The organism is Nonomuraea sp. NPDC050202 (assembly GCF_040656115.1).
Taxonomy (GTDB): domain Bacteria; phylum Actinomycetota; class Actinomycetes; order Streptosporangiales; family Streptosporangiaceae; genus Nonomuraea.
Map to the genome: position 1 here is coordinate 49,800 of NZ_JBFALF010000025.1, position 26,582 is coordinate 76,381.

Below are 26,582 nucleotides of genomic sequence, written 5' to 3' on the forward strand. Positions count from 1 at the left end.
AGAAGGATCGGGGACATGACGACGACGCCAACACGGCGCAAGGTAGGGATCGCCGGCGCGCTCGTCGGCGCGGCTTCCGCCGGTGTCGCGGCGGCGGCGCTGGCCAAGCGTTACGCGGTGGGCCGGATCAGGCTGCGCCCCGACCACGAGGCGAGCGAGCCGTTCGGCGAGCTGCGGGGCAGGGAGCGCACGCTCGTCACCTCCGACGGCTACGCCCTGCACGTCGAGATCGACGGCCCCGAGGACGCGCCGCTGACCGTCGTGCTCTGCCACGGCTACTGCCTCAGCCTGGAGTCCTGGCACTACCAGCGCAAGGACCTGCGCGAGAACTACCGGCTCGTGCTCTGGGACCAGCGCTCCCACGGCCGCTCCCAGCGGGCCGCCGCCGACGACTGCTCGATCGACCGGCTGGGCGCGGACCTGGCCGAGGTGATCGAGCAGTTCGTGCCCGGCCCGTGCGTGCTGGTCGGCCACTCCATGGGCGGCATGACGATCATGGCGCTGGCCGACCGCCACCCCGAGCTGTTCGGCGACAAGATCCGCGCGGCGGCGCTCATCGCGACCTCGGCGGGCAAGCTGGCCGAGCTGACGCTGGGCCTGCCCGCGATGTTGTCCAAGGTCGTGCACAAGGTGGCTCCCGGCACGGTGTCGCTGCTGGGCAAGCGGGGCTCGTGGATCGACAGGACCCGCCACGCGGGCAGCGACATCGCCTTCCTGATCACCCGCCTCATCGGCTTCGGCGACTCGAAGAACGTCAGCCCCACCGTGGTCGACTTCGCCGAGTCGATGATCAGGGCGACCCCGACCGAGGTGGTCGCCAACTTCTACCCGGCCCTGATGAACCACGACAAGCTCGCCGCCCTCCACGTGCTCGACCCGGTGCCCACCGCGATCGTGGTCGGCGACCGCGACTGGCTGACGCCGCCCGACCACAGCAAGGCCATCGCCGCCGCGCTGCCCAAGGCGCAGCTCACCGAGGTGCCGGAGACCTCGCACCTGATCCAGATGGAGCGGCCGGGCATCGTCAACGACACGCTGCGCGACCTGCTGAAGAGGGTGGAGATCTAGTGCGGCTCGCGACTCCCGACGACATGCGGGCCTACGGCGCCCGCCTGGCCACCCGGCTGCGCCCCGGCGACCTGCTGGTGCTGTCCGGCCCGCTCGGCGCCGGCAAGACCACGCTCGTCCAGGGCATCGCCGAAGGGCTCAAGGTGCGCGGCCCGATCACCTCGCCGACGTTCGTGATCGCCAGGGTGCACCCGTCGCTGCGCGAGGGGCCGCCGCTCGTGCACGTGGACGCGTACCGGCTCGGTGGCGACCTCGAGGTGGACGACCTCGACCTCGACGCCTCGCTGGAGGAGTCGGTCACCGTCGTCGAGTGGGGCGAGGGGCTGGTCGAAGGGCTGGCCGACGACCGGCTGGAGATCCACATCGACCGCGAGACCGGCGACGAGGCCCGGCTCGTGACGCTGCGAGGCGTGGGCCCCAGGTGGGCCGACACGCCGTCTGATCCGCTACAAGACTGAAACGTCCGTCAACGCACGGTAAAGCTGGCACCCTTGACGTACCAGGCCAACGATATAAATCATGATCGTTGGTCAGGGATTCCCCCAGAATTTCTGGGTATCAGGACGAGCGAGTTCACCAAATGTGGTGGATGCTGGGGTGCAAGACGGCGGAGTGGGGTGCGGGCCGGTGCTCAGGGTCAGGCGTGTCGCGTACGCGGGAGCCATCGTCATGGTCGGTCTGACCGGCTGCTCCGCCTCGGCGGAGACCAATCCAACAGGCACACCCACCCCGACAGCGTCGACACCCGGCCCCGGCACCCCGACGGGCTCCCCGGCCGGCACCCCGACGGGCACCGTCACCACCACGACCACCGGCAGCCCACGGCCGACGACCACCACGACCAGGCAGACCATCTCGGTCCAGCTCAACCCCGACCGCGTCACCGCGGGAGAGACGTCCAGGGTCTGGATCCTGGCCAACTGCCCCGTCCCGACAGGCGGCCCGGCCCACACCGGCACCGCGACGTCCAGGGCGTTCATCAACGGCGTCACGCTCAACCCGGTCCCCGCGGCCTCGCTCAGCCCTTCCCCGACCGCCACCACCGGCTCGCCCTGGGTGCGCGGCGAGGCGCAGGTGTCCGGAACGATCCGGCGCGGCGAGTACCGCGTGGACGTCAAGTGCGACGGCACCAACGACATGGGCAGGGCCACGCTGCGGATCGTCGCGGCCGAGACCGAGGAGCCGGACAGCACCGTGCCCACCAGGGCGCCCAGGGCGGGCGGCGGAGGCACGTACGCGCAGGACGCCGCCGAGGAGTCGTCGATCCCGTTCGGCCCCGCCGGCGTGCTGATCGCCCTGGCACTGGCCGGAGGCATCGGCTTCGCGGTCAAGCGGCGCAACCGGGCCTAGCGCCGTGGCCCGCCCGGGACGGGTGGTGCTCGCCGGCGCCATCACCGGTCTGGTGCTGGTCGCGTTCGGCAGGGGAATGCAGACCGGCACCACCACCACGCCCGCCGCCGACGTCGTGCCCAAGAGCATCGACATCCCCTCGATCGACGTCGAGGCCCCGCTGATGGAGCTCGACCTGCTGAAGAACGGCGAGGTCGAGCTGCCGCCGTACGAGAAGCCGAAGGTGGCCGGCTGGTACACCGGCAGCGCGGTGCCCGGCGAGAAGGGCGCCTCGGTGATCATCGGCCACGTCGACACCAAGACCGCGCCCGCCGTCTTCTACAAGCTCAGGCAGTTACGCAAGGGCGAGACCGTCAAGGTGGAGCGCAGCGACGGCAAGGTCGTGGAGTACAAGGTGGACTCCATCGAGCAGGTGCACAAGGACCGGTTCCCGGCCCAGCGCGTCTACGTCGAGGACGGGCTCAAGCTGGTGACGTGCGGCGGCAAGTTCGACTACGCCAAGGGCGAGTACCTTGACAACGTCATCGTGTACGCGTCCGAGGTCTGAGAGCGGATGAGCAGCGCGGCCGCCGGCAGGCGTGCGGGCTGGGCGTAGGGCCTTGCGGCGTACCGGCCGGGTGAGACCCTCGCGGCGGGTAGGCTAAACAGTCGTGCTGGTCCTGGCCTTTGATACCGCGACGCCCGCCGTCACCGCCGCGCTCCACGACGGGGAGCGCGTGCTCGCCGAGTCGACCACGATCGACGCCCGGCGCCATGGTGAGCTGCTCGTGCCCACCATCGAGGCCGTGCTGCGCGAGGCGGGCGTGCCGCTGCGCGCGGTGACGGCCATCGTGGCGGGCAGCGGCCCCGGCCCCTACACGGGGTTGCGCGTCGGGCTGATGACCGCGCAGGGCCTGGCCACCACGCTGGGCGTGCCGGCGTACGGCATCTGCACGCTCGACGCCGTCGCCTACGGCAGCGGGCTGTCCGAGCCCTTCCTGGCGGCCACCGACGCGCGGCGCAAGGAAGTCTTCTGGGCGCGTTACTCCGACCACCGCACGCGTGCGGACGGGCCCTTCGTGGACCGGCCCGCCGACGTGCCCGCCGAGGGGCTGCCGGTCGTGGGCGCGGGCGCGCAGCTCTACCCCGACCTCCTGGGTGGCGGTCTCGACCTGCCGCTCTACCCGTACGCGGGCGCCCTGGGCGCGCTGGCCGCCGAGCGGCTCGGCGCGGGCGTGCCGCTCGACCCGCCACGCCCCATCTACCTGCGCAGACCCGATGCGGTGGTGCCGGGCGCACCCAAGAGGGTGACGGCGTGAAGCTGCGCACGATGACCGAGGCCGACCTGCCTGCGGTCATGGCGATCGAGCGGGCCACGTTCCCGCTCGACGCGTGGAGCGAGGGCATGATGCGCGGCGAGCTGGCCGAGATGCCCCGCACCCGCCACTACGTGGTGGCCCTGGTGGGCGACGAGATCGTCGCCTACGCCGGGCTCGCCGCCGCGGGCGACCAGGCCGACGTGCAGACCATCGCGGTGCTGGACAGGCACCAGGGCACGGGCATCGGCGGCGCGATGCTGACCGAGCTGCTGGCCGAGGCGGCCCGCAGGGGCGCGCGGGAGATCTTCCTGGAGGTGCGCGCCGACAATCCGCGCGCGCAGGCGGTCTACCGGCATTTCGGGTTCGAGGAGATCGGCACCCGCCGCCGCTACTACGACGACGGCACCGACGCGATCATGATGAGAAGGAAGCTTGGTGACTGACGCACCCCTGGTCCTCGGCATCGAGACGTCCTGCGACGAGACCGGCATCGGCATCGTCAGGGGTCACACGTTGCTGGCCAACACGATCGCCTCCAGCATGGACGAGCACGCCAGGTTCGGCGGCGTGGTTCCCGAGGTCGCCTCGCGCGCCCACCTGGAGGCCATGACGCCGACCGTGGAGGCCGCGCTGGCCCAGGCCGGGCTGAAGTTCTCCGACATCGACGCCATCGCCGTGACGGCCGGCCCCGGGCTGGCGGGGGCGCTGCTGGTGGGCGTGGCGGCGGCCAAGTCGTACGCGCTGGGTCTGGGCGTCCCCCTCTACGGCGTCAACCACCTGGCCGCGCACGTCGCCGTCGACCAGCTCGAGCACGGGCCGCTGCCCAAGCCGTGCATCGCGATGCTGGTCTCGGGCGGCCACTCTTCACTGCTGCTCGTGCCCGACGTGGCCGAGGACGTCATCTCGCTCGGATCCACCGTCGACGACGCGGCCGGCGAGGCGTTCGACAAGGTCGCGCGGGTGCTGGGCCTGCCGTTCCCCGGCGGCCCGCACATCGACAGGGCCGCCAGGGAGGGCTCCGGCACGGCGATCGCGTTCCCGCGCGGCAAGCTCGACGACGGCACGCTCGACTTCTCCTTCTCCGGGCTCAAGACGGCCGTCGCGCGCTGGGTCGAGGCCCGGGAGGCGTCAGGCGAGTCCATCCACGTGCCCGACGTGGCGGCCTCCTTCCAGGAGGCGGTGGTGGACGTGCTGACCCGCAAGGCCCTCCAGGCGTGCCGCAAGTACGACGTGCACGACCTGCTGATCGGCGGCGGCGTGGCGGCAAACTCGCGGCTGCGCGCGCTGGCCCAGGAACGTTGCGACGCGGCCGGCGTACGGCTGCGCGTGCCCAGGCCGGGGCTGTGCACCGACAACGGCGCCATGGTCGCCGCCCTCGGCTCCGACCTGGTCGCCGCCGGTGTCACGCCCTCGACGCTGGAGATTCCCGCCGACTCGTCGCTGCCGATCACGACCGTGCACGTGTGAGCTCGCGCCTGCGGGAGAGCACCCGCAGGCGCAGCGCCAGGGCCACCGCCGCCAGCACCGAGAACAGGCCGAGCTGCCACCAGTCGTCGTCGCTGCCGCCCAGGTGCCGGTCCAGCACGTGGTTGACGGCGTGGAAGGTGTTGGTGAACACGTATCCGGCCAGCACCACCGCGATCACGTCGCGCCACCACAGGGCGCACACCATCATCATGCCGATGCCGATCTGGAAGACGCCGGCGTCGTGGAGGAAGTGCTCGTGGTTGGGCCAGTTGGCCCACGCGGCGAAGCTCGCCGGGTCGATCCGCATCCACACGCCGGTGACCAGCATCGTGGCCGCCGCGACGACCACTGTGATCTTGATGAACATCCGTCGCTCTCCCTTCGGGTCCGAGCAACGGACGGTCATGACCGCGCGAACGTGACAGCCGCGCCTGTGAGCCTCCTCACAGGCGCGGGGTCAGTCCTTGGCCCTGGTCGGGCGCAGGAGGGCCTCGGCCAGGGCCAGCATGGTCTCCTCCAGCGCGTCCAGTCGCTTGCTCAGGTCTTCCGCGGCCGGCTGGACGATGCCGGTCACCGTGCCGGCCAGCTCGTCGCCGTCGGGCCGGGCCCTGACCAGCTCGGTGAGCGCCTCGGTGGCGGCGGTCAGGCGCTCGGCCTGCTCGCCCACGTGCGCCTGGAGCACCTCGCCGACCCGCTCCGGGATGGCCAGGTCGGCGGGCAGCCGGCTCACGCACCCGGTGACCGCCTCGATGCGCTCGTCCACCGACTCCAGGTGCTCGCTCGCCTGCTCGGCGCGCGCGGCCAGCCCGTTGAGGTGGGTGTCGAAACCGTGGAAGCGGGTGTCGAGGCCGCCGAGGTGGCCGTCGATGGCGTCGAAGCGGCTGCTCAGGTGCTCCTCGGCCTCGACCAGCCGCTCGTCGATGGCGTCCATCTGGTTGTCGAGCTTGTTGAAGCGGCCCTCGTTGCGGGTGGCGAGCTCGGTGGCGTGCTGGTCGGAGGTGGACATGCGCTCGTCGAGCGAGGAGAAGCGGGCGTCGATGCGCACGTCGAGCGCGTCGAACCGGTCGTCGTGGCGGCCCAGGTGGCCGTCGAGGGTGCCCAGCCGCTTGTCGACCGCGCCGAGCTGGCCGTCCATGGAGACGAGCCGCTTGTCCACGCCGCTCATGCGGCCGTCGAGGCCGTCGATCCTGGTGTCGATGTCGGCCAGGCACTCGTCGGCGGACTCCAGCCGGCTGTCGAACCCGGTGAGCCGGGAGTCGAGGCCGGTGAGCTTGCCCTCGGCCCTGTCGAGGCGGGCGTCCACGCCGCTGAGCCGGGCCGTCAGGCGCTGCTCGCTCTCGCCGAGCTGCACAGCGAGGTGCTGGTCGGCCTCGTCGAGCCGGGTGGTCAGGCGCTGCTCGACGCCGGCCAGGCGGCCGGTGAGCGCTTCGTCGGCCTCCTTGAGCCGGCTGACGAGGCGCTCGTCGGCCTCCAGGAGCGCCGTGGCGAGCCGCTGGTCGGTCTCGTCGAGCCGGGTGCCGAGCCGCCGGTCCGTGTCGTCCAGGCGGGCGCTCAGCCGCTCGTCCGTCTCGTCCAGGCGGGCGGTGAGCCGCTGGTCGGTGTCGCCGAGCCGGGCGGTCAGGCGCTGGTCGGTCTCGTCGAGGCGGGCGCTGGTGCGCTGCTCCGCGGCCTCCACCTTGGCCGCGAGCTGCTCGGCGGTGCCAGCCAGGCGCTCGGTGACGCTCTCGGACAGGTCGTTGACGACGTCCTCGACCCGGTCGGTGCGGGTGGCCAGCTCGGCCATCGACTTGTCGAGCCGGGTGAAGCGGCTGGCGGCGGCCTCCATGCTGGAGTTGAGGCCGGCCAGCAGGGCCGCGAAGTCGGACATGCCCTTGGTGATGCCGTCGGTGGTGTCGAGCACCGACTGCAGGCGCTTGAGCGCCTCGTCCACGCTCTCGCCCACCGTGCCCACGTCGGCCCACAGGCTCGGCAGCTCCGCCACCGGGGTGACCCGGGCGTCGACGTGACCGACCTTCTCGCCCACGGCGTCGACGTGGTCGCGCACGGCCTCCACGTGCTGCGCCAGGCCCTCCGCCCACATCGGGGGCTTGGCGGAGATCTCGTCGAGCCGCCCGCTGACCGTCTCCAGCGCGCCGCTGAGGCCGCCCAGCTCGCGCTCGCGCACCTCGCGCAGCAGCCACTCCATGCCTTCGAGCCGCTGGCGGATCTCGTCGAGCACGGCGCCCTGGGTGCGTTGCTCGTAGACATGGTCCTGGGCGGCACGCGCGAGCAGGTCTCGCATCCTCTTGGGGACGGCGTCGTAGCCGTTTGGGAGAAGGGCGGCGTGGTTGGAATGGTCCACCGAAAGCTCCTTCGCTCGCCGACGGTCTGCCGCGCAGCGGTGGGATAGGTCCGGTTTTGTCGATGAAGGGTGAGAGCGCGGTCAACCGCAATGGGGCGGAGAACTCCTCGCCCGCCCACCTTAGCCTCTCGATCAAGGTCCGTCAGGGGTGAATTGAAAGATCGCGATTAACGCACGGATGCCCAGGTTCGGCGATTCAGGCAGGTGGGGAGGGCTTGCACAGGATTACCGAGGGTTTGTCGGCAATTCTGGTAAGCATGATCACCAGGGATTTGTCGCCTTTGAGGCGCAAATCCGTGCGTAGGCGCTCGATGTCCACGGCGGAGCCGCGCTTTTTGATGGTGACATTGCCGATTTGTCGGTCACGGAGGGCGGCGCGGAGCTTTTTCAGGGAAAAAGGAAGAATGTCGTCGACTTCGTAGGCGGCGGCCCACGGGGTGTCCACCGGCTCGTCGGACGTGACGTAGGCGATCATCGGGTCGAGCAGCCTGCCGCCGACCAGCTCGGCCACCTCGCCGACCAGGTGCGCGCGGACGGCCGCGCCGTCGGGCTCGTAGACGAAGCGGCCCGGCGCGCCGACGGAAGCCCGCACGCCGGTGGCGGACAGCGTGTGGCCGCCTGGCAGCAGGGTCGCCCGCCTGCCCCCGCCGTCCTGGGCCCCGGTCCACAGGGTGGCCTCCTTGACCTCGCCCTTGTACGAGATCCACTCGGCCTCGGCGCCCTCGGGGATGAACTCGTACGGTATGCCGGGGGCGACCTTGAGGCAGGCCAGGCGTGCCCGGGAGATCAGGCCGAGCACCACGGGCCAGGGCGGCGAGTAGGCCATGGGGTCGAACGTCCGGCCCCGGCCCGTCCGCCTGGCCGGGTCGGCGAACAGCACGTCGTGGTCCTCGGGCCGGACGTCCGCCGCGTCCGCGACGGTCACCGTCGCCCGGCCGGCCAGCCCGAACGCCTCGGCGTTGGCCCTGGCCACCGCGACGGTCAGCGGGTCGGTGTCCACGGCGGCCACGGTGCAGCCGGCGCGGGCCAGCGCGAGCAGGTCGCCGCCGACGCCGCAGCAGGCGTCCACGACCCGGGGTGCCCGCGCGCCGTGCAGGGCGAGCAGGCGGCGGGCGCGGTGCTCGGCGACCTCCGCCCTCGTGGACTGCTCCAGGCCGTGCGGCGTGAAGAACATCCGCCCGGCGTCCGCGCCGAACTTGGCCCTGGCCCGCTCCCTGAGCCCGGCCTGGGTGAGCGCCGCGGAGGTGAGCGCCGCGTCGTACGTCCTGCGCAACGTGGTGGCGGCGACCACCGGGTCGGCGCCCGCCAGTTCCTCGGCCTCCGCCAGCGCGCGCCTGCCGCGCGGGGTCAGCAACTCGGTGAAGGCGTCGAGGTCCACGTCACCAGACGTTAGCGCCACGCCGGAGCGGACCACGCCTGCGGGCGGCGCGGGCACGGCGTGGTGGCGGCGCGGTGGCGGCCGGGACGTTCGCGCACGTGGGAGACTGGAGCGGCCCGGCATGCCCGCGAAGCGGGTCTGATCGCTCTCAGCAGACGCGTTCGTGTTGACTGTCAAGCCCCTCTTGCATATGTTTCCTGTTGGCACTCTCCCCTTGAGAGTGCCAACGTGCGACGAGGCAGGTCTGACACCCGCGACGGCAGGCCCCGCTGGTCGCCTCTTCTAGATCATTCAAATCTGAAGGGGAGGTCCGATCGTGACGACCGCCACCAAGGTTCCCGTTAAGCCGCTCGGCGACCGCATCGTGGTCCAGCCGCTTGAGGCCGAGCAGACCACCGCTTCCGGCCTGGTCATCCCTGACACCGCCAAGGAGAAGCCGCAGGAGGGCAAGGTCCTCGCGGTGGGCCCGGGCAACTGGGACGAGGACGGCGACAAGCGGATTCCGCTCGACGTCTCCGAGGGCGACATCGTCCTCTACAGCAAGTACGGCGGCACCGAGGTCAAGTACGGCGGCGAGGAGTACCTCGTGCTCTCCGCCCGCGACGTTCTCGCGATCATCGAGAAGTAGGCCGGTTGTGTCGAGCCCCGGGCGCTCTAGAGGGCGGCCGGGGCTTTCGACGCCAGGAGAGGACTTTCAGCAATGGCGAAGATCCTGGAGTTCGACGAGGACGCCCGCCGCGCGCTCGAGCGCGGCGTGAACGCCCTCGCGGACGCCGTGAAGGTTACCCTCGGCCCGCGTGGCCGCAATGTCGTCATCGACAAGAAGTTCGGTGCGCCGACGATCACGAACGACGGTGTGACCATCGCTCGTGAGATCGAGCTGGAAGAGCGCTACGAGAACCTCGGCGCCCAGCTCGCCAAGGAAGTTGCCACCAAGACCAACGACATCGCGGGCGACGGCACCACCACCGCGACCGTCCTGGCCCAGGCCATGGTCCGCGAGGGCCTGCGCAACGTGGCGGCCGGCGCCTCGCCGCTGTCGCTCAAGCGCGGCATCGACAAGGCCGCCAAGGCCGTCAGCGACAAGCTGCTGGCCAGCGCCCGCGAGGTCGGCGACAAGAAGGAGATCGCCAACGTCGCGACGATCTCCGCGCAGGACGCCCAGATCGGCGGCCTGATCGCCGAGGCGTTCGACAAGGTGGGCAAGGACGGTGTGCTCACCGTCGAAGAGTCCAACGCCATGGGCATGGAGCTCGAGTTCACCGAGGGCATGCAGTTCGACAAGGGTTACCTGTCGGCCTACATGGTGACCGACCCCGAGCGGATGGAGTCCGTCCTCGAGGACGCCTACATCCTGCTCACCCAGGGCAAGATCTCCTCCATCGCGGACTTCCTGCCGCTGCTGGAGAAGATCGCCCAGACGAAGAAGCCGCTGCTCGTGGTCGCCGAGGACGTCGAGGGCGAGGCCCTGGCCGTCCTGGTCACCAACAAGATCCGCGGCACCTTCACCTCCGTGGCCGTCAAGGCCCCGGGCTTCGGCGACCGCCGCAAGGCGATGCTGCAGGACATGGCCATCCTCACCGGCGGCCAGGTCGTCAGCGAGGAGGTCGGCCTCAAGCTGGAGCACGTCGGTCTCGAGGTGCTCGGCACGGCCCGCCGCGTCGTCGTCACCAAGGACGCCACGACCATCGTCGACGGCGCCGGTGACGCGCAGGCCATCGAGGACCGCGTCAAGGAGATCAAGATTGCCATCGAGCAGTCCGACTCCGACTGGGACCGCGAGAAGCTGCAGGAGCGGCTGGCCAAGCTCGCCGGCGGTGTGTGCGTGCTGCGTGTCGGCGCCGCCACCGAGGTGGAGCTGAAGGAGAAGAAGCACCGCCTCGAGGACGCGATCTCCGCGACGCGCGCCGCGATCGAGGAGGGCATCGTCTCCGGCGGTGGCTCCGCGCTCATCCACATCTCGAAGGACCTCGACGACCTCGGCCTCACGGGCGACGAGGCCACCGGCGTCGGCATCGTCCGCCGCGCGCTGGTCGAGCCGGCCCGCTGGATCGCCGAGAACGCCGGTCTCGAGGGCTACGTGGTGACGCACAAGGTGGCCGAGCTGGAGGCCGGTCACGGTCTCAACGCCGCCACCGGCGAATACGTGAACCTGCTCGACCAGGGCGTCATCGACCCGGTCAAGGTCACGCGCTCGGCCGTGCAGAACGCCGCTTCGATCGCGGGCATGCTGCTCACCACCGAGGTGCTCGTGGTGGACAAGCCCGAGGAGGAGGCCCCGGCCGCCGGCCAGGGTCACGGTCACGGCCACGGCCACTGACCGCGCCTTCCGTTCCGTTACGGCCCGTACCCCGCAGGGGGTGCGGGCCGTACGGCTTTCCGGGGCCCGGGTGCTGGAGTGCGCGGGGAAGGGCGGGCCCTACGCTGGGGAGCATGCGGTACGCGCGGGCGGTGGAGCGGCTGAGGATGCTGGCCGAGGCGTGCGAGCAGACCAGGCGGCTGCCGGCGGAGGAGCCGTTCCTGCGCGAGGCGCACGTGTTCGGCGCTCTGACGGAGGGGGCCGACCCGCTCGACGAGATCGAGGTCGCCTTCGTGCTGAACCTGCCGCCGGAGGATGTCGCCTGGGGCACGCACCCGCCGGGCACGGCCTGGCTGGTCGACTTCCTGCGGCTGGATCAGGGCGGCATCGCCTACTGGTGGCGGTCGTCCCGGGAGCCGGTCGCCAACCACCGCATTCACCGGCCGGTGCGGTTCTGGTCGCTGGACGGGATCGACGGGGGCGTGCTGGAGGCGCTGCGGGAGCGGCGGCTCGGGGCGCTGTACAGCGCTGAGGCTCCCCGGGGGCAGGAGCGGGTCGCCGGGGTGGCGGAGGAGCTGGAGGCGGCTCTGGAGCACCTGAGGGCGGTGCACGGGGCGTACTGGGACCGGCAGTGGCGGCGGGAGCACCGGGGGCTTCGGCGATATCCGGAACATCACCTGTGGGAGGCGGTGCGGGGGTACCTCGAACTGCTGGACGTCCGGGACGAATGATCCGAGTGCCGGAGGCGGCAGGTCCCGCGGCGGGCGGGATGGGGGGAAGTGGGGAGAAAAGGTGACTTATTGGAGTAAACCGGAAGTGTGCGATAAGCGTCTGCGGTCTGACAAATGTCGCGCATTCCGGGTTATCGCCTGAAACATTATGTCACTATAAAGGCTTAGTGTGGTCGGCTGATTACTTCCCGTTATCGTCGCTTCAATGTGACCAATCCGTAGCCGTTCGCTATGACGACAGGCAGGATCAGTGCGGGCATCATGCCTATCGTGAGCGAGGGAAGCGTCGCCGACGCCAAAATTGGGGTAAGGCTCGCGTCGAGACTTCCGGCACGGACGGATGACTCCGACCTTAGGGAACTGACGAGCCTCGCCGTGCAGGGAGATCGCAGTGCGATCGAATCCCTGCTCGGTGAGTTGCGTCCGATGGTGGTGCGGTATTGCCGCGCCAGGCTGGGCAGGGTTTCAGGGCAATATCACATTGCCGATGACGTCGCCCAGGAGGTGTGCATCGCGGTGTTGTCCGCGCTGCCGCGGTACCGGGACATGGGGCGGCCATTCGCGTCCTTCGTGTTCGGGATCGCCTCGCACAAGGTGGCCGACGCGCTGCGGAGCTCGGTGCGCTCCGCCGTGCCGACACAGGATCTGCCCGACGGGCCCGACGACGGTCCCGGGCCGGAAGAGACGGTGGTCCGCTACATCGAGGTGGAGTACGCCCGGCGGCTGCTGGCCAGGCTGCCCGACAATCAGCGGGAGTTGCTGCTGTTGCGGGTGGTGTCGGGGTTGTCGGCCGAGGAGACCGGTAATGTACTCGGTATGTCACCGGGTGCGGTCCGTGTCGCCCAGCATCGGGCGCTGGCGAGATTGAGGCAGATGGCCGAGCTGGAGTCGGCTTGACGCCTGAGGAAGAGACCGATGCGCTGCTCGACGCGCTCGGTCGTGGAGAGCTGCCCGATTCAGGCGATCCCGCGGCGCGCTTGCTCGCCGCGCTGCTCGATGACGTCGATCAGCGGCGCTCCTCCGTGTCGATGACACCGTCGACGTAGCCGCGGGCGTAGTCCCAGCTGACGTAGTCGGCGGGGTCGGGGTGGAAGGCCGGCTCGTGCACCTGCGGCTGGCCTTTCTCGATCATCTGTTTGAGGTTGCCGCGCAGCAGCTCCCAGTCGAAGAAGTGCTGCTCGCCGCATTCAGGGCAGTCGAGCACGAGCCCCAGCACCCCCTGCGGTTCGAGCAGGGAGCGGAAGACCTCGACGTCCGCGAGGTCGGTGATGGCCTCGTCGCGCTCGGCGGCGGTGAGTGGCTCGGCGTCGTCGAGCGCGCCCATCGCCGAGGACGGGTCGTTCGGGTCGTCCGCGAACGGATCGCGGGGGACGTCTTCCAGCACCTTCCCACCATATGACCGAAGCGGCCCGCGCGGTGGGGTTTACCTCAGCCATCCGCGTCTGGCCGCCTCGACGCCCGCGTGAAAGCGGGATTGAGCCCCCAGCTCGGTCATGGCGTCGGCGAAGCGCGCGCGTACGGTGCGGACCGACACGCCGAGCTGGCGGGCGATCGAGTCGTCGCACATGCCCTGCGCGGCCAGGCGCAGCACCTGGAGCGTGCCGTCACTCCCGCGTCCCCACGGCAGGGGCACGGCGCGGGCCCACAGCTCGCGGAAGAGCGAGCTGAGCACGCCCACCACGACGGAGGTGCGCACGAGGTAGAAGTTGTAGGCGTGGTCGGGCAGGTTGCCGCCCCAGTGGGCGGGCAGGCCGGCCGTCTCGGGCCCGACGGCCAGGAACCAGCTCGGCACCCGGTCCAGCGTGCGCACCTCGCCGCCGGCCTCGGTGAGGCGGGTGAGCTGGTCGCGGACGCCGGGGAGCACCAGGCTGGAAACCGGGATGATCGCTTGAACGGTAAGCAAATTCCGTTTTTGCGCATCAATCCATGGATCCGCAAATTTCCGGGCAAAATCCGTCATAGTACGGTCGTCCGGAACGGCGGTGAGTAAAGGCATTGGTGGGGTTTGACATTGCACGGCGATACCCACCACGCTCTCGTAGAGGATGTCCGCCCCGCTCGCCATCTCCACCGTGAAAGGGCCGCTGCGATAGTCGCGCCCGGCGTCGTAGTCGCGGATCAGCCCGCGAATCGAGCCCAGCGCCGAGTCGATCCTGCGGCTCTCCTCCGCCAGCCGGTCGAGCCGCTCGGCGATCAGCCGGCCGAGTGCCGCCGCAGGGTGTCTGGCCAGGTACTGCCCCGATTGCTCGTCGATCACGCCCAGCTTGACGAGGTCGTCGAGCTGGCGGCCGACCTTCTCGATCGGGCCGTCCATGGCCTGCGCCAGATCCGAGCGGGTTGCCCTGTGCAGGCGCAGCACCGCAGAGTAGAGCGCGGTCTGGGCCGGATCGAGGCCCAGTGTCTCGAGCGGATCGGACATGATTCGCGGCTCGTTGCGCATTATGGGCGGCTCCGTTGGGGGGACACGGGCGTGCCGCGAGGATAACCCCGCGTTCCCTTCCTGTCCGCGTGTTGCGCGGACTGATCTGGCGCGACGTGCAACTTCGTGCAATTGCACGTTTTCACATTGCGATGTGCCGTTGAGTAACGCAGGCTTTACCTAGCGTCGGCATCCAGCCAAGGGCGCGGTTGCGCCGGCCATCAGGACGCGGAGGGGGGTTCGGTGGCGTGTCGCGCCGCCGTTGCCCGGATGCCGGTGGCCGGGGGATGGGACGGATCACCGACCGTCCCATCCCCCGGCACTCTGTCGAGGCCGGGAGTACGAGGACCGCAGGCGCGGGAGACCGTTGCCTGCAGAGGGGTCGCCGAACGCGACCCATCGTGGGGGTCTTCGTCCTCCCGGCTTCCGTGCGTTTTGGAGGCAGGGCCTAGACTTGGTGCACATCAACGCTAGGCAGGAGGGGGCCGCGGCATGTCCAAGTTCACCGAGATGGGTCTGACCTTCGATGACGTGCTGCTGGTGCCCGGATATTCGGACCTGCAGCCAGGGGAGGCCGACACCCGATCTCGCCTGTCCAAGGGCATCACGCTGTCCATCCCGCTGATCTCCGCGGCCATGGACACCGTCACGGAGGCCCGCATGGCGGTCGCCATGGCCAGGCAGGGCGGCATCGGGATCCTGCACCGCAACCTGTCGGTGGAGGAGCAGGCCCAGCAGGTCGACCTGGTCAAGCGGTCCGAGGCCGGCATGGTCACCAACCCGGTGACGTGCAGCCCCGACGACACGCTGGCCGACGTCGAGCGGCTGTGCGCCACGTACCGGATCTCCGGGGTGCCCGTGACCGACGTGTCGGGCACGCTGGTCGGCATCGTGACCAACCGTGACATGCGCTTCGAGACCGACCAGACGCGGCCGGTCCGCGAGGTCATGACGAAGATGCCGCTCGTCACCGCACCGGTGGGGGTCTCGCGTGACGACGCGTTCGCCCTGCTCCGGCAGAACAAGATCGAAAAACTGCCGCTGGTGGACGCCGACGGCAGGCTGCGCGGCCTGATCACGGTCAAGGACTTCACCAAGAGCGAGCAGTACCCGCTGTCCACCAAGGACGCCGACGGGCGGCTGATCGTCGGGGCGGCCGTGGGGGTCGGCGGCGACGCCGAGCTGCGCGCCAAGGCCCTGATCGAGGCCGGCGTGGACGTCGTGGTCGTGGACGTCGCCCACGGTCACTCCAAGGGGCTGGCCGAGATGATCGCCAAGGTCAAGGCCAACAGCAAGGTCGAGGTCATCGGCGGCAACATCGCGACCAGGGCCGGCGCCCAGATGCTGGTCGACGCCGGCGCCGACGCCGTCAAGGTGGGCGTGGGCCCCGGCTCCATCTGCACCACCCGCGTCGTGGCCGGGGTCGGCGCGCCGCAGGTCACGGCCATCCACGAGGCGTCCAAGGCGTGCGCGCCCGCCGGGGTGCCGGTGATCGGCGACGGCGGCCTGCAGTACTCCGGCGACATCGTCAAGGCCATCGCCGCCGGGGCCGACACGGTCATGCTGGGCTCGCTGCTCGCCGGGTGCGAGGAGTCGCCCGGTGAGCTGATCTTCATCAACGGCAAGCAGTTCAAGTCGTACCGGGGCATGGGCTCGCTCGGCGCCGTGCGCAACCGCGAGCGCGGCGGCACCTCCTTCAGCAAGGACCGCTACGCGCAGGCCGACGTCGGCGGCGAGGACAAGTACATCCCCGAGGGCATCGAGGGTCAGGTCCCCTACCGCGGCCCGGTCGCGGCCGTCGCCCACCAGCTCGTCGGCGGGCTGCGCCAGGGCATGTGGTACGCGGGCTGCCGCACGATCGAGCAGATGCACACCGACTGCGAGCTCATGCCGATCACGGCGGCGGGCCTCAAGGAGAGCCATCCCCACGACATCCAGATGACCGTGGAAGCTCCGAACTATCACAGAAGGTAAGTTCATGACTCAGCAGGTGGAGATCGGCCGGGGTAAGACCGGGCGGCGGGCGTACTCGCTTGACGAGATCGGCCTGGTGCCCTCGCGGCGCACCCGTGACCCGGAGGAGGTCTCGATCGCCTGGCAGATCGACGCCTACCGGTTCGAGCTGCCCGTGGTCGTCGCTCCCATGGACAGCGTGGTCTCGCCGGCCACCGCCATCGAGATCGGGCGGCTCGGCGGCCTGGCGCCGCTCGACCTCGAAGGGTTGTGGACGCGTTACGAGGAGCCGCTGCCGCTGCTGGAGGAGTGCGCCGCCCTCGACCAGGAGGCGGCCACCAAGCGGCTGCAGGAGATCTACGCCGCGCCGATCAAGGAAGAGCTGATCGGCCGCAGGATCGAGGAGATCCGCGCCTCCGGGGTGACCACCGCCGTCCGGCTGTCGCCGCAGCGCACGGTCCAGTACCACAAGACCGTGATCGACGCGGGTGTCGACATCTTCGTCATCCGCGGCACCACGGTCTCGGCCGAGCACGTGTCGGGGCGGGCCGAGCCGCTCAACCTCAAGCAGTTCATCTACGAGCTGGACGTGCCGGTCATCGTGGGCGGCTGCGCCACCTACACCGCCGCGCTGCACCTGATGCGCACCGGCGCGGCCGGCGTGCTGGTGGGCTTCGGCGGCGGCGCCTCGCACACCACCCGCAACGTGCTGGGCGTGGCCGTGCCGATGGCCACCGCGATCTCCGACGTGGCGGCGGCGCGGCGCGACTACCTCGACGAGTCCGGCGGCCGCTACGTGCACGTGATCGCCGACGGCGGCATGGGCACCTCCGGCGACATCGCCAAGGCCATCGCCTGCGGCGCCGACGCCGTGATGGTGGGCTCGCCGCTGGCGCGCGCGGTGGAGGCTCCCGGGCACGGGTTCCACTGGGGCTCCGAGGCGCACCACCCCGACCTGCCGCGCGGGCGGCGGGTCGCGTTCGGCACGGTGGGGACGCTGGAGCAGATCCTGCACGGGCCGTCGAGCGTGGCCGACGGGTCGATGAACCTGATGGGCGCGCTGAAGCGGACCATGGCCTCGACCGGCTACTCCGACATCAAGGAGTTCCAGCGGGTCGAGGTCGTGGTGGCGCCGATCCAGCGCTGACCTCCGGGTGGCCGCCGCCCGTTCTGCGCGGGTGGCGGCCGCGACGTAGGGTTCCTGCCATGGAATCGGTTGAGGACAGGATCGCCCGGCTCGAACAGCAGGTGGCGGCGCTCCAGCGCCATCTCTCCAGTGTGCAGCGCAGGGCGGGCTCCGGGTTCTAGGGGTGTCCGAGGTCGAGCGGGTCTTCCGCGAGGAGTACGGCAGGGCGGTCTCGGTGCTCGTGCGCGTCTTCGGCGACATCGACCTGGCCGAGGAGGCGGTGCAGGAGGCCTTCACCGTGGCGCTGCGCCACTGGCCGCAGGCCGGCCCGCCGCCGAGCCCCGCCGGATGGATCATCACCACCGCGCGCAACCGGGCCATCGACCGCCTGCGCAGGGAGTCGGCGCGGCACGACAAGCACGCCCAGGCCGCGCTGCTGCACGCCCCCGCCGAGCACGTGGACGAGGGGCCCGTGCGCGACGACCGGCTCCGGCTGATCTTCACCTGCTGCCATCCGGCGCTGGCCACGCACGCCCAGGTGGCGCTCACCCTGCGGCTGCTGGGCGGGCTCACGACGGCGGAGACAGCCCGGGCGTTCCTCGTGCCCGAGGCCACCATGGCCCAGCGGCTGGTCCGGGCCAAGGGCAAGATCCGGGACGCGCGTATCCCGTACCGGATCCCGGAGGAGGCCGACCTGCCCGCCCGGCTGCGGGCGGTGCTGGCGGTGGTGTATCTGATCTTCAACGAGGGGTACACGGCCAGCTCGGGCGACCGGCTCGTCCGCGAGGAGCTGTGTGCCGAGGCCATCAGGCTCGGGCGGCTGCTGGCCACGCTGATGCCGGACGAGCCCGAGGTCATGGGGCTGCTCGCGCTCATGCTGCTCATCGAGTCGCGGCGGGCGGCCCGCACCGGGGCGGGCGGCGAACTGGTGCCGCTGGCCGAGCAGGACAGGAAGCTCTGGGACCGGGAGCTCCTCGAGGAGGGGCAGGAGCTCGTCCGGCGGTGCCTGCGGCGTGGCGAGCCGGGGCCGTACCAGGTGCAGGCGGCCGTCAACGCGGTGCACGGTGACGCGGCGAGCGCGGCGGAGACCGACTGGGAGCAGATCCTCAAGCTGTACGACCTGCTGCTGACCCTCACCCCGACCCCCGTGGTGGCGCTGAACCGGGCCGTGGCCGTGGCCGAGGCGGAGGGGCCCGAGCAGGCGTTGCGGGTGGTCGAGGGGATCGGGGCGGGCGAGTACTACCTGTTCCACGCCGTGCGGGCCGATCTGCTGCGGCGGCTGGGGCGGGAGACGGAGGCCGTGGAGGCGTACGAGGCGGCGATCGCGCGGTCGGGCAACGAGGTGGAGCGGGAGTTCCTGCGGGGCCGGTTGTGACGGGCCGGATCCGCCAGGCGGGGGTGTGGCGGCGGCGGTGGGCGTTGCCACGGGTATCGTGACCAGCGCCGTTGAGCGGTTGTTGCCCTAGCATGCGGGAATGGCTGATCTTCAGCACACGCACGAGCTGACGTACGAGGGCGACCGCGTCGTCAAGCGCTACCAGGACAGCAAGCCGGGCGCGGCCGAGCGCGAGTGGCGGGCGCTGACCCTGCTGGCCGAGCACGCGCCGGGGCTCGCGCCCGAGCCGATCGCGTTCGAGGGCGGCGCGGTGACGATGTCGAGGATCCCCGGCGTGCCGCTGCGCGGGCTGTTCGCGCGGGCCAGGCACGTGTCGGCCATGGCCGGGGCGCTGGCGGAGCTGCACGCCGCCGTGCCGGGCGACGTGCTGCGCGGCCTGCCCGTACGCCCCTGGCAGCGCGAGGCGCTCGTCGACTGGGTCAGGATGCGCTGCGCCGCCTGGCAGCCCAGGGAGCCGCTGGCCGACCGGGCCGTCAAGGAGGGGCTGCGCTGGCTGGAGAGCTGGTCGCCCGGCGAGGCCGGGGTCCGGGAGGTGTTCGGCGCGGGGGACGGGAACCTGGCCAACTTCCTGTGGGACGGCTCGCGCGTGCGCATCGTCGACTTCGAGGACTCCGGGCGCAGCGACGTCGCGTTCGAGGTGGCCGAGCTGGCCGAGCACGTGTCGATGTGGGTGGACGGGGAGGTGGAGATCGCGCGCAGGTTCGAGCTGAGCCCGCAGGAGGAGCGGCGGACCAAGGAGTGCCGCAAGGTGCACGCGCTCGTCTGGTTCTTCCTGCTGTCGCACGAGCACCCGCGCAACCCGCCCGGGACCTTCCAGCGGCAGGTCGAGCGGGTGCTGACTACATTGGGCGCATGAGACTTGCGCAGGAGGGCGACAGGGCCGCCGTGGAACAGCTCGTCCACGACGCCTACACGCCGTGGATCGAGGTCATCGGCATGCCGCCGCTGCCGCTGGAGTCCGACTACGCGGCGCTCATCGCCGACGGGCGGGTGCACGTCACCGACGGGCTGGAAGGGCTCATCGTGCTGGTGCCGGAAGAGGGCGTGCTGCTGGTGGACAACGTGGCCGTACGTCCCGAGCTGCACGGCAGGGGCATCGGGCGGGCGCTGATGGCCCACGCCGAGCGGGAGGCGCGCAGGCTGGGGCTGCCCGCGCTGCGCCTCTACACCAACGTCAGGATGACCGCCAACATCGCCCTGTACGAGTCGCTCGGCTATCGCGAGACCGGCCGCCAGGGCATCGAGGGCCGCTCGGCCGTCCTCATGCGCAAGCAGCTCAGCCCGTGAGGACGCCCAGGAGGTGGCTGACCTCGCGGGCCACCGCGTCGCGGCCGGCCTTGAGGTACTTGCGCGAGTCGACGACCCGCTCGTCGTGGACCAGGTAGTCGCGTACGGCGCCGGTGAACGCCTTGTTCAGGTGGGTCGCGATGTTGATCTTCTTCATGCCCTGCCGTACGGCCTCGCGCAGCACGTCGTCGGGCACCCCTGAGGAGCCGTGCAGCACCAGCGGCACCGGCACTGCCGCGCGCAGCTCGGCGATGAGCTCCAGGTCCAGCACGGCGTCCTTGGTGGTCATGGCGTGCGAGGTGCCCACGGCCACGGCCAGCGCGTCCACGCCGGTCCTGGTCACGTAGTCGACCGCCTCGTGCGGCTTGGTGCGGGCGCCGGGCGCGTGCACGCCGTCCTTGCCCCCGACCTCGCCCAGCTCGGCCTCCACCCACACGCCGCGCTCGTGGCACCAGGCGGCCACCTCGGCCGTGGCGGCGACGTTCTCCTCGTCGGGCAGGGCCGAGGCGTCGTACATCACCGAGCCGAGGCCCAGCGTCACCGCCTCCTCGACGAGCGCCCGGTCGGTGGCGTGGTCGAGGTGGACCGCGACCGGCACCTCCGCCTTCCTGGCGACCGCCAGCGAGGCCAGCGCGATCGGCTCCAGCGCGCCGTGGTAGCGCACGCAGTTCTCGCTGATCTGCAGCACGACCGGCAGGCCCAGGGCCTCGGCGCCCGCCACGATGGCGGTGGCGTGCTCCAGCTGGATCACGTTGAACGCGCCCACCCCTGCGGGTGACTGGCTGACGATGTCGCCGATGGGGGCGAGGGGCATGGCGAGGCTCCTTACGTGATGATGATCTGGGGGTGGATGTCGGCGTACACGTCGGGGTCGAACTCGCCGGCCACGGGCCTGGCCACGGCCGCCGCGCCGAGCGCGGCCGCCCGCCTGAGCCGGTCGGGCCACGGATCAGGCTCGACCAGGCCCAGCGCCAGCCCGGCGACCAGCGAGTCGCCGGCGCCGGTCGGGTTGCCCCGCACGGTGTACGGCATCCGCGCCGCGAACGTGCCCTCCCCGGTGACGGCCATCAGCCCGTCGGCGCCCATGGACACCACCACGGCCCCGGCGCCCTGGGCGCGCAGCGCCTGCGCGCCCTCGGCCGGGGTGCCGCCGGGCACGGCCCTGGCCAGCTCGTCCGCGTTGGGCTTGAGGATCGAGGGGCGGCCCTTGGGCGCGTGGCGCAGGGGGTCGCCGTCGGCGTCCACGATGGACGGCACGCCCCGGTCGGCCGCGATGGCCGCCAGCGTGGCGTAGGTGTCGGCGGGGACGCCGCGCGGCAGGCTGCCGGACAGCACGACCGCGTCGGCGGTCGCCAGGAGGCTGCTGTAGTGCCGGACGAAGCCGGCCAGCTCGTCGGGGGTGACCTCGGGGCCCGGCTCGTTGAACAGGGCCGTGTGGTCGGGGTCGGTGACGGCGAGGGTGGCGCGCGAGTCGCCGTCGATGCCGTACAGGGCGCTGGGCAGGCGGGCCGCGCGCAGGTCGGCCTCGATCGCGCGGCCGGTCGGCCCGCCGGCCAGGCCCGTGACGAGCACGTCCCGGCCGAGCGCGGCCAGCACCCTGGCCACGTTGACGCCCTTGCCGCCCGCGCGCCTGTGCACCGCGCTGACCCGGTTGACCCCGTCCCAGTCGACGCCGGGCACCTGGTAGGTCACGTCGAGGGCGAGGTTGAGCGTCACCGTGATGATCATTAAGGCTCCGTGATCCAGACGCCGTCCTTCAGCACGCCGTCCACTTCCAGCGAATCGGAGAGCACCAGCAGGTCGGCCGCCTTGCCGACGGCGATCGAGCCGATGCTGCCGGCCAGGCCGAGCAGCCGCGCGGGTGTCAGCGAGGTCACCTGGACGGCGTCGGGCAGCGACATGCCCAGCTCCTGGACGCCGCGCCGGAACGCCACGTCCATCGTCAGCGTGGAGCCCGCGATCGAGCCGCCCTCGACCAGCCGGGCCACGCCGTCGTCCACCCGCACCGCCATGGAGCCCAGCACGTAGTCGCCGTCGCCCAGGCCGGTGGCCGACATCGCGTCGGTGATCAGCGCCGTCCTGCCGGGCCCGGCCACCTCGTACGCCAGGCGCAGCATGGCCGGGTGCACGTGCACCCCGTCGTTGACCAGCTCGACCGTCACCCGCTCGTCGTCCAGCAGCGCCGCCACGGGCCCCGGCGCGCGGTGGCCGAGCGGCGGCATCGCGTTGAACAGGTGGGTCGCCACGGTGGCGCCCGCCTCGATGCCCTCGATCGCCTGCTCGTAGCCGGCCTCGCTGTGGCCGATGGCGGCGAGCACGCCTTCCGCGACGGCCATCCTGATCGTGTCGAGCGCGCCCGGCAGCTCGGGCGCGATGGTCAGCATGCGCACGTGCCCGCGCCCCGCCTTCACCAGCCCCGCGAACTCCTGCGGCGAGGGCTCGCGCAGCCGCGTCGGGTCGTGGGCGCCGCAGCGGGACCTGGCGATGTACGGGCCCTCGAAGTGGATGCCGGCCAGCAGCCCCTCGTCGCACAGTTCGGCCAGTGCCGACGCCGCCCTGGTCAGGCCCTCGACCGTGTCGGTGACCAGGCTGGCCATCGTGGTCGTGGTGCCGTGGCGGCGGTGCAGCGCCACGGCCTCGCGCGCCTGGTCGAGGTCGCCGGTGGGGAAGGAGCCGCCCGCGCCGCCGTGGTTGTGCACGTCCACGAACCCCGGCACGACGTGCCGGCCGCCCACGCTGAGGCCGGGACCCGGGGCGGATCCGTGGCCGACGTGCGTGATGCGGCCGTCTTCGATGGTCAGCCACCCCTCGTGCACGCCCTCGGGCGTCACGATCCTGGCGTCGGCAAGAGTAAGGCTCATGAAGAAAGGATCACAGATCGCGTGAGGTGCATGGGCTCGTCGGGGTTCAGCCCCTGGGCGAAGGCCCGCGCCACCGCGACCCGCTGGGCGCGGATCAGCTCGGCCATGGGGTCGAGCGAGGTCTCGAAGAACGTGCCGCCGGTCTCCTCGACCTGCGCGCGCAGCCCTTCGGGGGCGGTGCCGAGCATCCACGTCACGCGGCCGGGGGCGGCGATGCTGATCGGGCCGTGCCGGTACTCCATCGCCGGGTAGGCCTCCGTCCACGAGCGGGACGCCTCGCGCATCTTCAGCGCCGCCTCCTGCGCCAGGCCGACCGACCAGCCGGTGCCCAGGAAGCTGAACTGCTCGGCCTGGACCAGCGTGTCGGGCAGCGGCGCGGCCACGGCCTCCTCGGCGTCGGCGATCGCCTGGGTGAGGTCCTCGCCGAGGGAGGCGCGGAGCATGGCGAGCTGCGTGGTGGCGAACCTGGTCTGCACGACCGACTTCTCGTCGGCGTAGTCGAGCACGATGACCTCGCCGGCGGCCGACATGATCGGCGTGTCGGGGTCGGCGGTGATGGCGACGCTCTTGCCGGTCGTCCTGGCCAGCAGGTCGAGGACCTCGGTCGTGGTGCCCGAGCGCGACAGCGCCAGCACGCGGTCGTAGCGGCGACCCTGCGGGAACTCGGAGGCGGCGAACGCGTCGGTCTCGCCGTGCCCGGCCCGCTCGCGCAGCACCGCGTACGCCATCGCGATGAACCACGACGTACCGCAGCCGACGACGGCGACCCGCTCGCCCCGGCGCGGCAGCGCGTCGGCGGGGACGTTCGCGACGGCGCGGCGCCAGCAGGACGGCTGGGACGCGATCTCGGCCTCGGTGTGGGTGGTCACCACTTGCCTCCCCATGGTTGATTGTTTCTGCGCTTTTTATATCAGGACAGAGCACAAATGAACACCGGTAGCCCTGGCGTTCCAGGTTGTGCCACGCTTGCTCCTGTTCCCCATGCCCCAGGAGGCCTCCGTGTCCCGCTACGACCGCTGGAACGCCATCCTCGAGCTGCTGGCGCAGGAGGGCAGGCTGTCGGTGGAGGAGGCGGCCCAGGCGCTCGACGTCTCCACCGCGACGATCCGGCGGGACTTCGACCAGCTCGCCCAGCAGCAGATGCTCATGCGCACGCGGGGCGGAGCGGTGGCGCAGAGCGTCAGTTACGACCTGCCGCTGCGGTACAAGACGGCCAGGAACGCCGACGAGAAGCACCGCATCGCGCTGGCGGCGGCCGAGCTGGTGACGCCCGGCGCCGTGATCGGCCTCAACGGCGGGACCACGACCTCCGAGCTGGCCCGCACCCTTGCGACGCTGCCGTCGCTGGAGGCCGGGTTCACGATCGTCACCAACGCGCTGAACATCGCGGCCGAGCTGACCGTCCGGCAGCACGTCAAGATCGTGGTCACCGGCGGGGTGGCCAGGCAGCAGTCGTACGAGCTGATCGGGCCGCTGGCCGGCGGCGTGCTGGAGCAGGTGACCCTGGACGTGGCGTTCCTGGGCGTGGACGGGCTGGAGGTCGAGCTGGGCGCCTCGGCCCATCACGAGGGCGAGGCCAGCGTGAACCACCTGCTGATCAGCAGGGCGGCGCAGGTCGTGGTGGTGGCCGACTCCTCCAAGATCGGCAAGCGGGCGTTCTCCCGGATCTGCCCGATCGGCCGGATCGACACGCTGGTCACCGACGCCCAGCTCTCGGATCGGCTGGCGGGGCAGCTCACGGACGCGGGTGTGAAGGTCGTACGTGCCTGAGGGCGTTACAGGGCGATACGTCCGAGGGTAGGTATGGAACGCAGACCACAGGCGTTCCAGGGGGAATTATGACGTCGGGAAGGAGCGCGGCCCGGCTCGGGCCCGCGGAGCGGGCGGAGGCGCTGGAGAGCATGGCGTCCCAGGAGCTCGACGTGGTCGTGGTCGGCGGCGGCGTCGTCGGGGCGGGCATCGCGCTCGACGCGGTGACCCGCGGGCTCGACGTGGCCCTCGTCGAGGCACGCGACTTCGCCTCGGGCACGTCCTCGCGCTCGTCCAAGCTGATCCACGGCGGCCTGCGCTACCTGGAGCAGCTCAACTTCGAGCTGGTGCGCGAGGCGCTGCAGGAGCGGGCGCTGCTGCTGCAGCGCCTCGCGCCGCATCTGGTGCGGCCGGTGCCGTTCCTGTTCCCGATGACCCACTACGGGTGGGAGCGCCCCTACGTGGGCGCGGGCGTGGCGCTCTACGACACGCTGGGCTTCGCCACCGGGCTGACCCGCGGCGTGCCGGGGCACCGGCACCTATCCAGGTCACGGGCGCTGCGGCTGGCGCCCGCGCTGAAGAAGACCGCCTTCACCGGCGCCGTCCAGTACTGGGACGCCCAGGTCGACGACGCCCGCTACGTGATGACCATGCTGCGCACCGCGGCCACGTACGGCGCGCACATCGCGCCCAGGGCGCAGGTGGTGGGGTTCCTGCGGGAGGGGGAGCGGGTCACCGGCGTGCGGGTGCGCGACCTGGAGTGCGGCGAGGACTTCGAGGTACGCGCCCGGCAGGTGGTCAACGCCACCGGCGTCTGGACCGACGACATCCAGGAGCTGGTGGGCGGGCGCGGCCAGATCCACGTGCGCGCCTCCAAGGGCATCCACCTCGTCGTCCCGCGCGACCGCATCCACTCGCTGACCGGCATCATCCTGCGTACGGAGAAGTCGGTGCTGTTCGTGATCCCCTGGGGCCGCCACTGGATCATCGGCACCACCGACACGGAATGGACGCTCGACAAGAGCCACCCCGCCGCTTCCCGCACCGACATCGACTACCTGCTCGACCACGTCAACGCGGTCCTGTCGGTGCCGCTGACCCGCGACGACGTCGAGGGCGTGTACGCGGGGCTGCGGCCGCTGCTGTCGGGCGAGTCGGACGAGACGTCCAAGCTGTCCAGGGAGCACGTGGTCGCGCACCCGGTGCCGGGGCTGGTGATGATCGCCGGCGGGAAGTACACGACGTACCGGGTCATGGCCAGGGACGCGGTGGACGCCGTGGCGCACGGCCTGGACCAGCGGGTGCCCCGCTCGTGCACCGACCGCATCCCGCTCGCGGGCGCGGAGGGATACCAGGCGCTGTGGAACTCCCGGTACCGCATCGCCCAGGAGTCCGGGCTGCACGTGGCCAGGATCGAGCACCTGCTGCAGCGCTACGGCTCGCTGATCGACGAGGTGCTGGAGCTGATCGAGCAGGACGCGTCGCTGGCCCGGCCGCTGTCGGGGGCCGACGACTACCTGCGCGCCGAGATCGTCTACGCCGCCACCCACGAGGGTGCCCGGCACCTGAACGACGTGCTGACCCGGCGGACGCGCATCTCCATCGAGACCTTCCACCGCGGGGTGGCGGTGGCGCAGGAGTCCGCCGAGCTGCTGGCCGGGCCGCTCGACTGGGACGGCGAGCAGGTCAAGAGGGAGGTCGAGTACTACACGAAGCGCGTGGAGGCCGAGCGCCGCTCGCAGGAGCAGGACTCCGACCACGAGGCCGACGCGATCAGGCTCGGCGCGCCGGAGATCGTCCCCGTCGTCGTCCCGGAGCACACCCCATGAGCGAGCCGGCCGGTTAGGAGGGGCGGCCCG

At 71.4% G+C, this 26,582-nt stretch carries 28 protein-coding genes; 19 read left to right on the forward strand and 9 right to left on the reverse strand.

Going from position 1 to position 26,582, the window contains the following annotated elements:
• The first annotated feature begins 15 nt into the window (after nucleotides 1-15).
• The 7 genes from AB0I79_RS43675 to tsaD all read left to right on the forward strand — a co-directional run bounded on the left by AB0I79_RS43675 (nucleotide 16) and on the right by tsaD (nucleotide 5,183).
• Nucleotides 16-1,068 carry an alpha/beta hydrolase gene (locus AB0I79_RS43675; protein WP_357886276.1) on the forward strand — a complete coding sequence of 351 codons (1,053 nt, stop codon included), beginning with the start codon at nucleotides 16-18 and terminating at the stop codon, nucleotides 1,066-1,068.
• Between the two features lie 23 nt (nucleotides 1,069-1,091).
• A complete protein-coding gene (gene tsaE, locus AB0I79_RS43680; RefSeq protein WP_357886461.1) occupies nucleotides 1,092-1,526 on the forward strand; it encodes a tRNA (adenosine(37)-N6)-threonylcarbamoyltransferase complex ATPase subunit type 1 TsaE in 435 nt (144 codons plus the stop codon).
• Nucleotides 1,527-1,695: 169 nt separating this feature from the next.
• Entirely contained in the window at nucleotides 1,696-2,418 is a 723-nt protein-coding gene (locus AB0I79_RS43685) for a hypothetical protein (protein ID WP_357886278.1), read from the forward strand.
• 4 nt (nucleotides 2,419-2,422) lie between these two features.
• Nucleotides 2,423-2,965 (forward strand): class F sortase, encoded by a 543-nt coding sequence (locus AB0I79_RS43690; RefSeq protein WP_357886280.1) that lies wholly within the window; start codon nucleotides 2,423-2,425, stop codon nucleotides 2,963-2,965.
• 103 nt (nucleotides 2,966-3,068) lie between these two features.
• Nucleotides 3,069-3,716: a tRNA (adenosine(37)-N6)-threonylcarbamoyltransferase complex dimerization subunit type 1 TsaB gene (tsaB, locus tag AB0I79_RS43695; protein WP_357886282.1), complete on the forward strand. Its 648-nt coding sequence runs from the start codon at nucleotides 3,069-3,071 to the stop codon at nucleotides 3,714-3,716.
• Between the two features lie 11 nt (nucleotides 3,717-3,727).
• Nucleotides 3,728-4,159 carry a ribosomal protein S18-alanine N-acetyltransferase gene (gene rimI / locus AB0I79_RS43700; protein ID WP_357886463.1) on the forward strand — a complete coding sequence of 144 codons (432 nt, stop codon included), beginning with the start codon at nucleotides 3,728-3,730 and terminating at the stop codon, nucleotides 4,157-4,159.
• Complete coding sequence (gene tsaD / locus AB0I79_RS43705; protein ID WP_357886284.1) at nucleotides 4,152-5,183, forward strand: tRNA (adenosine(37)-N6)-threonylcarbamoyltransferase complex transferase subunit TsaD; 1,032 nt, start codon at nucleotides 4,152-4,154, stop codon at nucleotides 5,181-5,183. The genes rimI and tsaD overlap by 8 nt, the downstream gene beginning before the upstream one ends.
• On the opposite strand, the gene AB0I79_RS43710 is transcribed toward tsaD, so the two are convergent.
• The 3 genes from AB0I79_RS43710 to AB0I79_RS43720 form a co-directional block, all read right to left on the reverse strand.
• A complete protein-coding gene (locus AB0I79_RS43710) occupies nucleotides 5,164-5,550 on the reverse strand; it encodes a hypothetical protein (protein WP_357886286.1) in 387 nt (128 codons plus the stop codon). The two genes, tsaD and AB0I79_RS43710, sit on opposite strands and share 20 nt — an antisense overlap.
• Nucleotides 5,551-5,640: 90 nt before the next feature.
• Nucleotides 5,641-7,524, reverse strand: coding sequence for a hypothetical protein (locus tag AB0I79_RS43715; RefSeq protein WP_357886288.1), 1,884 nt, complete (start codon nucleotides 7,522-7,524; stop codon nucleotides 5,641-5,643).
• A gap of 196 nt (nucleotides 7,525-7,720) precedes the next feature.
• On the reverse strand, nucleotides 7,721-8,902 hold the full coding sequence (locus AB0I79_RS43720) for a methyltransferase domain-containing protein (RefSeq protein ID WP_357886290.1): 1,182 nt from the start codon (nucleotides 8,900-8,902) through the stop codon (nucleotides 7,721-7,723).
• A gap of 313 nt (nucleotides 8,903-9,215) precedes the next feature.
• Here AB0I79_RS43720 and groES point away from each other — a divergent pair, with 313 nt between their 5' ends.
• The 5 genes from groES (at nucleotide 9,216) to AB0I79_RS43745 (ending at nucleotide 12,978) form a co-directional block, all read left to right on the forward strand.
• Nucleotides 9,216-9,530 carry a co-chaperone GroES gene (gene groES, locus AB0I79_RS43725; RefSeq protein WP_197093639.1) on the forward strand — a complete coding sequence of 105 codons (315 nt, stop codon included), beginning with the start codon at nucleotides 9,216-9,218 and terminating at the stop codon, nucleotides 9,528-9,530.
• Nucleotides 9,531-9,602: 72 nt separating this feature from the next.
• Nucleotides 9,603-11,222, forward strand: a complete 1,620-nt coding sequence (gene groL, locus AB0I79_RS43730) for a chaperonin GroEL (protein WP_357886292.1) — start codon at nucleotides 9,603-9,605, stop codon at nucleotides 11,220-11,222.
• A 113-nt stretch (nucleotides 11,223-11,335) separates the two neighbouring features.
• Complete coding sequence (locus AB0I79_RS43735) at nucleotides 11,336-11,932, forward strand: hypothetical protein (protein WP_357886294.1); 597 nt, start codon at nucleotides 11,336-11,338, stop codon at nucleotides 11,930-11,932.
• A gap of 261 nt (nucleotides 11,933-12,193) precedes the next feature.
• Nucleotides 12,194-12,829, forward strand: a complete 636-nt coding sequence (locus AB0I79_RS43740; protein WP_225293976.1) for a sigma-70 family RNA polymerase sigma factor — start codon at nucleotides 12,194-12,196, stop codon at nucleotides 12,827-12,829.
• Nucleotides 12,826-12,978, forward strand: coding sequence for a hypothetical protein (locus AB0I79_RS43745; RefSeq protein WP_253752728.1), 153 nt, complete (start codon nucleotides 12,826-12,828; stop codon nucleotides 12,976-12,978). The genes AB0I79_RS43740 and AB0I79_RS43745 overlap by 4 nt, the downstream gene beginning before the upstream one ends.
• Here AB0I79_RS43745 and AB0I79_RS43750 read toward each other — a convergent pair.
• Nucleotides 12,939-13,316, reverse strand: a complete 378-nt coding sequence (locus AB0I79_RS43750) for a DUF5319 domain-containing protein (RefSeq protein ID WP_080043188.1) — start codon at nucleotides 13,314-13,316, stop codon at nucleotides 12,939-12,941. The two genes, AB0I79_RS43745 and AB0I79_RS43750, sit on opposite strands and share 40 nt — an antisense overlap.
• A 39-nt stretch (nucleotides 13,317-13,355) precedes the next feature.
• Nucleotides 13,356-14,372, reverse strand: a complete 1,017-nt coding sequence (locus AB0I79_RS43755) for a LuxR C-terminal-related transcriptional regulator (RefSeq protein WP_357886296.1) — start codon at nucleotides 14,370-14,372, stop codon at nucleotides 13,356-13,358.
• A gap of 471 nt (nucleotides 14,373-14,843) precedes the next feature.
• On the opposite strand from AB0I79_RS43755, the gene guaB reads away from it, so the two are divergent.
• The 5 genes from guaB (at nucleotide 14,844) to AB0I79_RS43780 (ending at nucleotide 20,113) form a co-directional block, all read left to right on the forward strand.
• Nucleotides 14,844-16,325 (forward strand): IMP dehydrogenase, encoded by a 1,482-nt coding sequence (guaB, locus tag AB0I79_RS43760; RefSeq protein WP_357886298.1) that lies wholly within the window; start codon nucleotides 14,844-14,846, stop codon nucleotides 16,323-16,325.
• 4 nt (nucleotides 16,326-16,329) lie between these two features.
• Nucleotides 16,330-17,451, forward strand: coding sequence for a GuaB3 family IMP dehydrogenase-related protein (locus AB0I79_RS43765; RefSeq protein WP_357886300.1), 1,122 nt, complete (start codon nucleotides 16,330-16,332; stop codon nucleotides 17,449-17,451).
• Nucleotides 17,452-17,614: 163 nt separating this feature from the next.
• Nucleotides 17,615-18,805, forward strand: a complete 1,191-nt coding sequence (locus AB0I79_RS43770) for an RNA polymerase sigma factor (protein WP_357886302.1) — start codon at nucleotides 17,615-17,617, stop codon at nucleotides 18,803-18,805.
• 100 nt (nucleotides 18,806-18,905) lie between these two features.
• Nucleotides 18,906-19,682: an aminoglycoside phosphotransferase family protein gene (locus tag AB0I79_RS43775; protein WP_357886304.1), complete on the forward strand. Its 777-nt coding sequence runs from the start codon at nucleotides 18,906-18,908 to the stop codon at nucleotides 19,680-19,682.
• Nucleotides 19,679-20,113, forward strand: a complete 435-nt coding sequence (locus AB0I79_RS43780) for a GNAT family N-acetyltransferase (RefSeq protein ID WP_357886306.1) — start codon at nucleotides 19,679-19,681, stop codon at nucleotides 20,111-20,113. Before AB0I79_RS43775 ends, AB0I79_RS43780 begins: the two co-directional genes overlap by 4 nt.
• On the opposite strand, the gene AB0I79_RS43785 is transcribed toward AB0I79_RS43780, so the two are convergent.
• Genes AB0I79_RS43785 through AB0I79_RS43800 form a run of 4 tightly spaced genes read right to left on the reverse strand, consistent with a single transcriptional unit; the run spans nucleotide 20,103 to nucleotide 23,843 of the window.
• Nucleotides 20,103-20,927 (reverse strand): class II fructose-bisphosphate aldolase, encoded by an 825-nt coding sequence (locus AB0I79_RS43785; RefSeq protein WP_357886308.1) that lies wholly within the window; start codon nucleotides 20,925-20,927, stop codon nucleotides 20,103-20,105. The two genes, AB0I79_RS43780 and AB0I79_RS43785, sit on opposite strands and share 11 nt — an antisense overlap.
• A gap of 11 nt (nucleotides 20,928-20,938) precedes the next feature.
• A complete protein-coding gene (locus AB0I79_RS43790) occupies nucleotides 20,939-21,841 on the reverse strand; it encodes a 1-phosphofructokinase family hexose kinase (protein ID WP_357886310.1) in 903 nt (300 codons plus the stop codon).
• Nucleotides 21,841-22,974 (reverse strand): N-acetylglucosamine-6-phosphate deacetylase, encoded by a 1,134-nt coding sequence (nagA, locus tag AB0I79_RS43795; RefSeq protein ID WP_357886312.1) that lies wholly within the window; start codon nucleotides 22,972-22,974, stop codon nucleotides 21,841-21,843. Before nagA ends, AB0I79_RS43790 begins: the two co-directional genes overlap by 1 nt.
• Nucleotides 22,971-23,843 carry an SIS domain-containing protein gene (locus AB0I79_RS43800; protein ID WP_357886314.1) on the reverse strand — a complete coding sequence of 291 codons (873 nt, stop codon included), beginning with the start codon at nucleotides 23,841-23,843 and terminating at the stop codon, nucleotides 22,971-22,973. Before AB0I79_RS43800 ends, nagA begins: the two co-directional genes overlap by 4 nt.
• Nucleotides 23,844-23,973: 130 nt before the next feature.
• Between AB0I79_RS43800 and AB0I79_RS43805 the strand changes: the two genes are divergently transcribed.
• Together AB0I79_RS43805 and AB0I79_RS43810 are read left to right on the forward strand one after the other, a co-directional pair.
• Entirely contained in the window at nucleotides 23,974-24,744 is a 771-nt protein-coding gene (locus AB0I79_RS43805; RefSeq protein WP_357886316.1) for a DeoR/GlpR family DNA-binding transcription regulator, read from the forward strand.
• A gap of 68 nt (nucleotides 24,745-24,812) precedes the next feature.
• Complete coding sequence (locus AB0I79_RS43810; protein WP_357886318.1) at nucleotides 24,813-26,552, forward strand: glycerol-3-phosphate dehydrogenase/oxidase; 1,740 nt, start codon at nucleotides 24,813-24,815, stop codon at nucleotides 26,550-26,552.
• Nucleotides 26,553-26,582 lie beyond the last annotated feature (30 nt).

What these genes read in the sequence shown, in the direction of transcription:
- AB0I79_RS43810 (WP_357886318.1), top strand. Translation starts at nt 24,813, where the DNA reads ATGACGTCGGGAAGGAGCGCGGCCCGGCTCGGGCCCGCGGAGCGGGCG.
- rimI (WP_357886463.1), top strand. Translation starts at nt 3,728, where the DNA reads ATGACCGAGGCCGACCTGCCTGCGGTCATGGCGATCGAGCGGGCCACG.
- AB0I79_RS43755 (WP_357886296.1), bottom strand. Translation starts at nt 14,372, where the DNA reads ATGCGCAACGAGCCGCGAATCATGTCCGATCCGCTCGAGACACTGGGC.
- AB0I79_RS43775 (WP_357886304.1), top strand. Translation starts at nt 18,906, where the DNA reads ATGGCTGATCTTCAGCACACGCACGAGCTGACGTACGAGGGCGACCGC.
- AB0I79_RS43785 (WP_357886308.1), bottom strand. Translation starts at nt 20,927, where the DNA reads ATGCCCCTCGCCCCCATCGGCGACATCGTCAGCCAGTCACCCGCAGGG.
- AB0I79_RS43710 (WP_357886286.1), bottom strand. Translation starts at nt 5,550, where the DNA reads ATGTTCATCAAGATCACAGTGGTCGTCGCGGCGGCCACGATGCTGGTC.
- AB0I79_RS43675 (WP_357886276.1), top strand. Translation starts at nt 16, where the DNA reads ATGACGACGACGCCAACACGGCGCAAGGTAGGGATCGCCGGCGCGCTC.
- tsaE (WP_357886461.1), top strand. Translation starts at nt 1,092, where the DNA reads ATGCGGGCCTACGGCGCCCGCCTGGCCACCCGGCTGCGCCCCGGCGAC.
- AB0I79_RS43765 (WP_357886300.1), top strand. Translation starts at nt 16,330, where the DNA reads ATGACTCAGCAGGTGGAGATCGGCCGGGGTAAGACCGGGCGGCGGGCG.
- AB0I79_RS43740 (WP_225293976.1), top strand. Translation starts at nt 12,194, where the DNA reads ATGCCTATCGTGAGCGAGGGAAGCGTCGCCGACGCCAAAATTGGGGTA.
- nagA (WP_357886312.1), bottom strand. Translation starts at nt 22,974, where the DNA reads ATGAGCCTTACTCTTGCCGACGCCAGGATCGTGACGCCCGAGGGCGTG.
- guaB (WP_357886298.1), top strand. Translation starts at nt 14,844, where the DNA reads ATGTCCAAGTTCACCGAGATGGGTCTGACCTTCGATGACGTGCTGCTG.
- AB0I79_RS43790 (WP_357886310.1), bottom strand. Translation starts at nt 21,841, where the DNA reads ATGATCATCACGGTGACGCTCAACCTCGCCCTCGACGTGACCTACCAG.
- AB0I79_RS43735 (WP_357886294.1), top strand. Translation starts at nt 11,336, where the DNA reads ATGCGGTACGCGCGGGCGGTGGAGCGGCTGAGGATGCTGGCCGAGGCG.
- AB0I79_RS43780 (WP_357886306.1), top strand. Translation starts at nt 19,679, where the DNA reads ATGAGACTTGCGCAGGAGGGCGACAGGGCCGCCGTGGAACAGCTCGTC.
- groL (WP_357886292.1), top strand. Translation starts at nt 9,603, where the DNA reads ATGGCGAAGATCCTGGAGTTCGACGAGGACGCCCGCCGCGCGCTCGAG.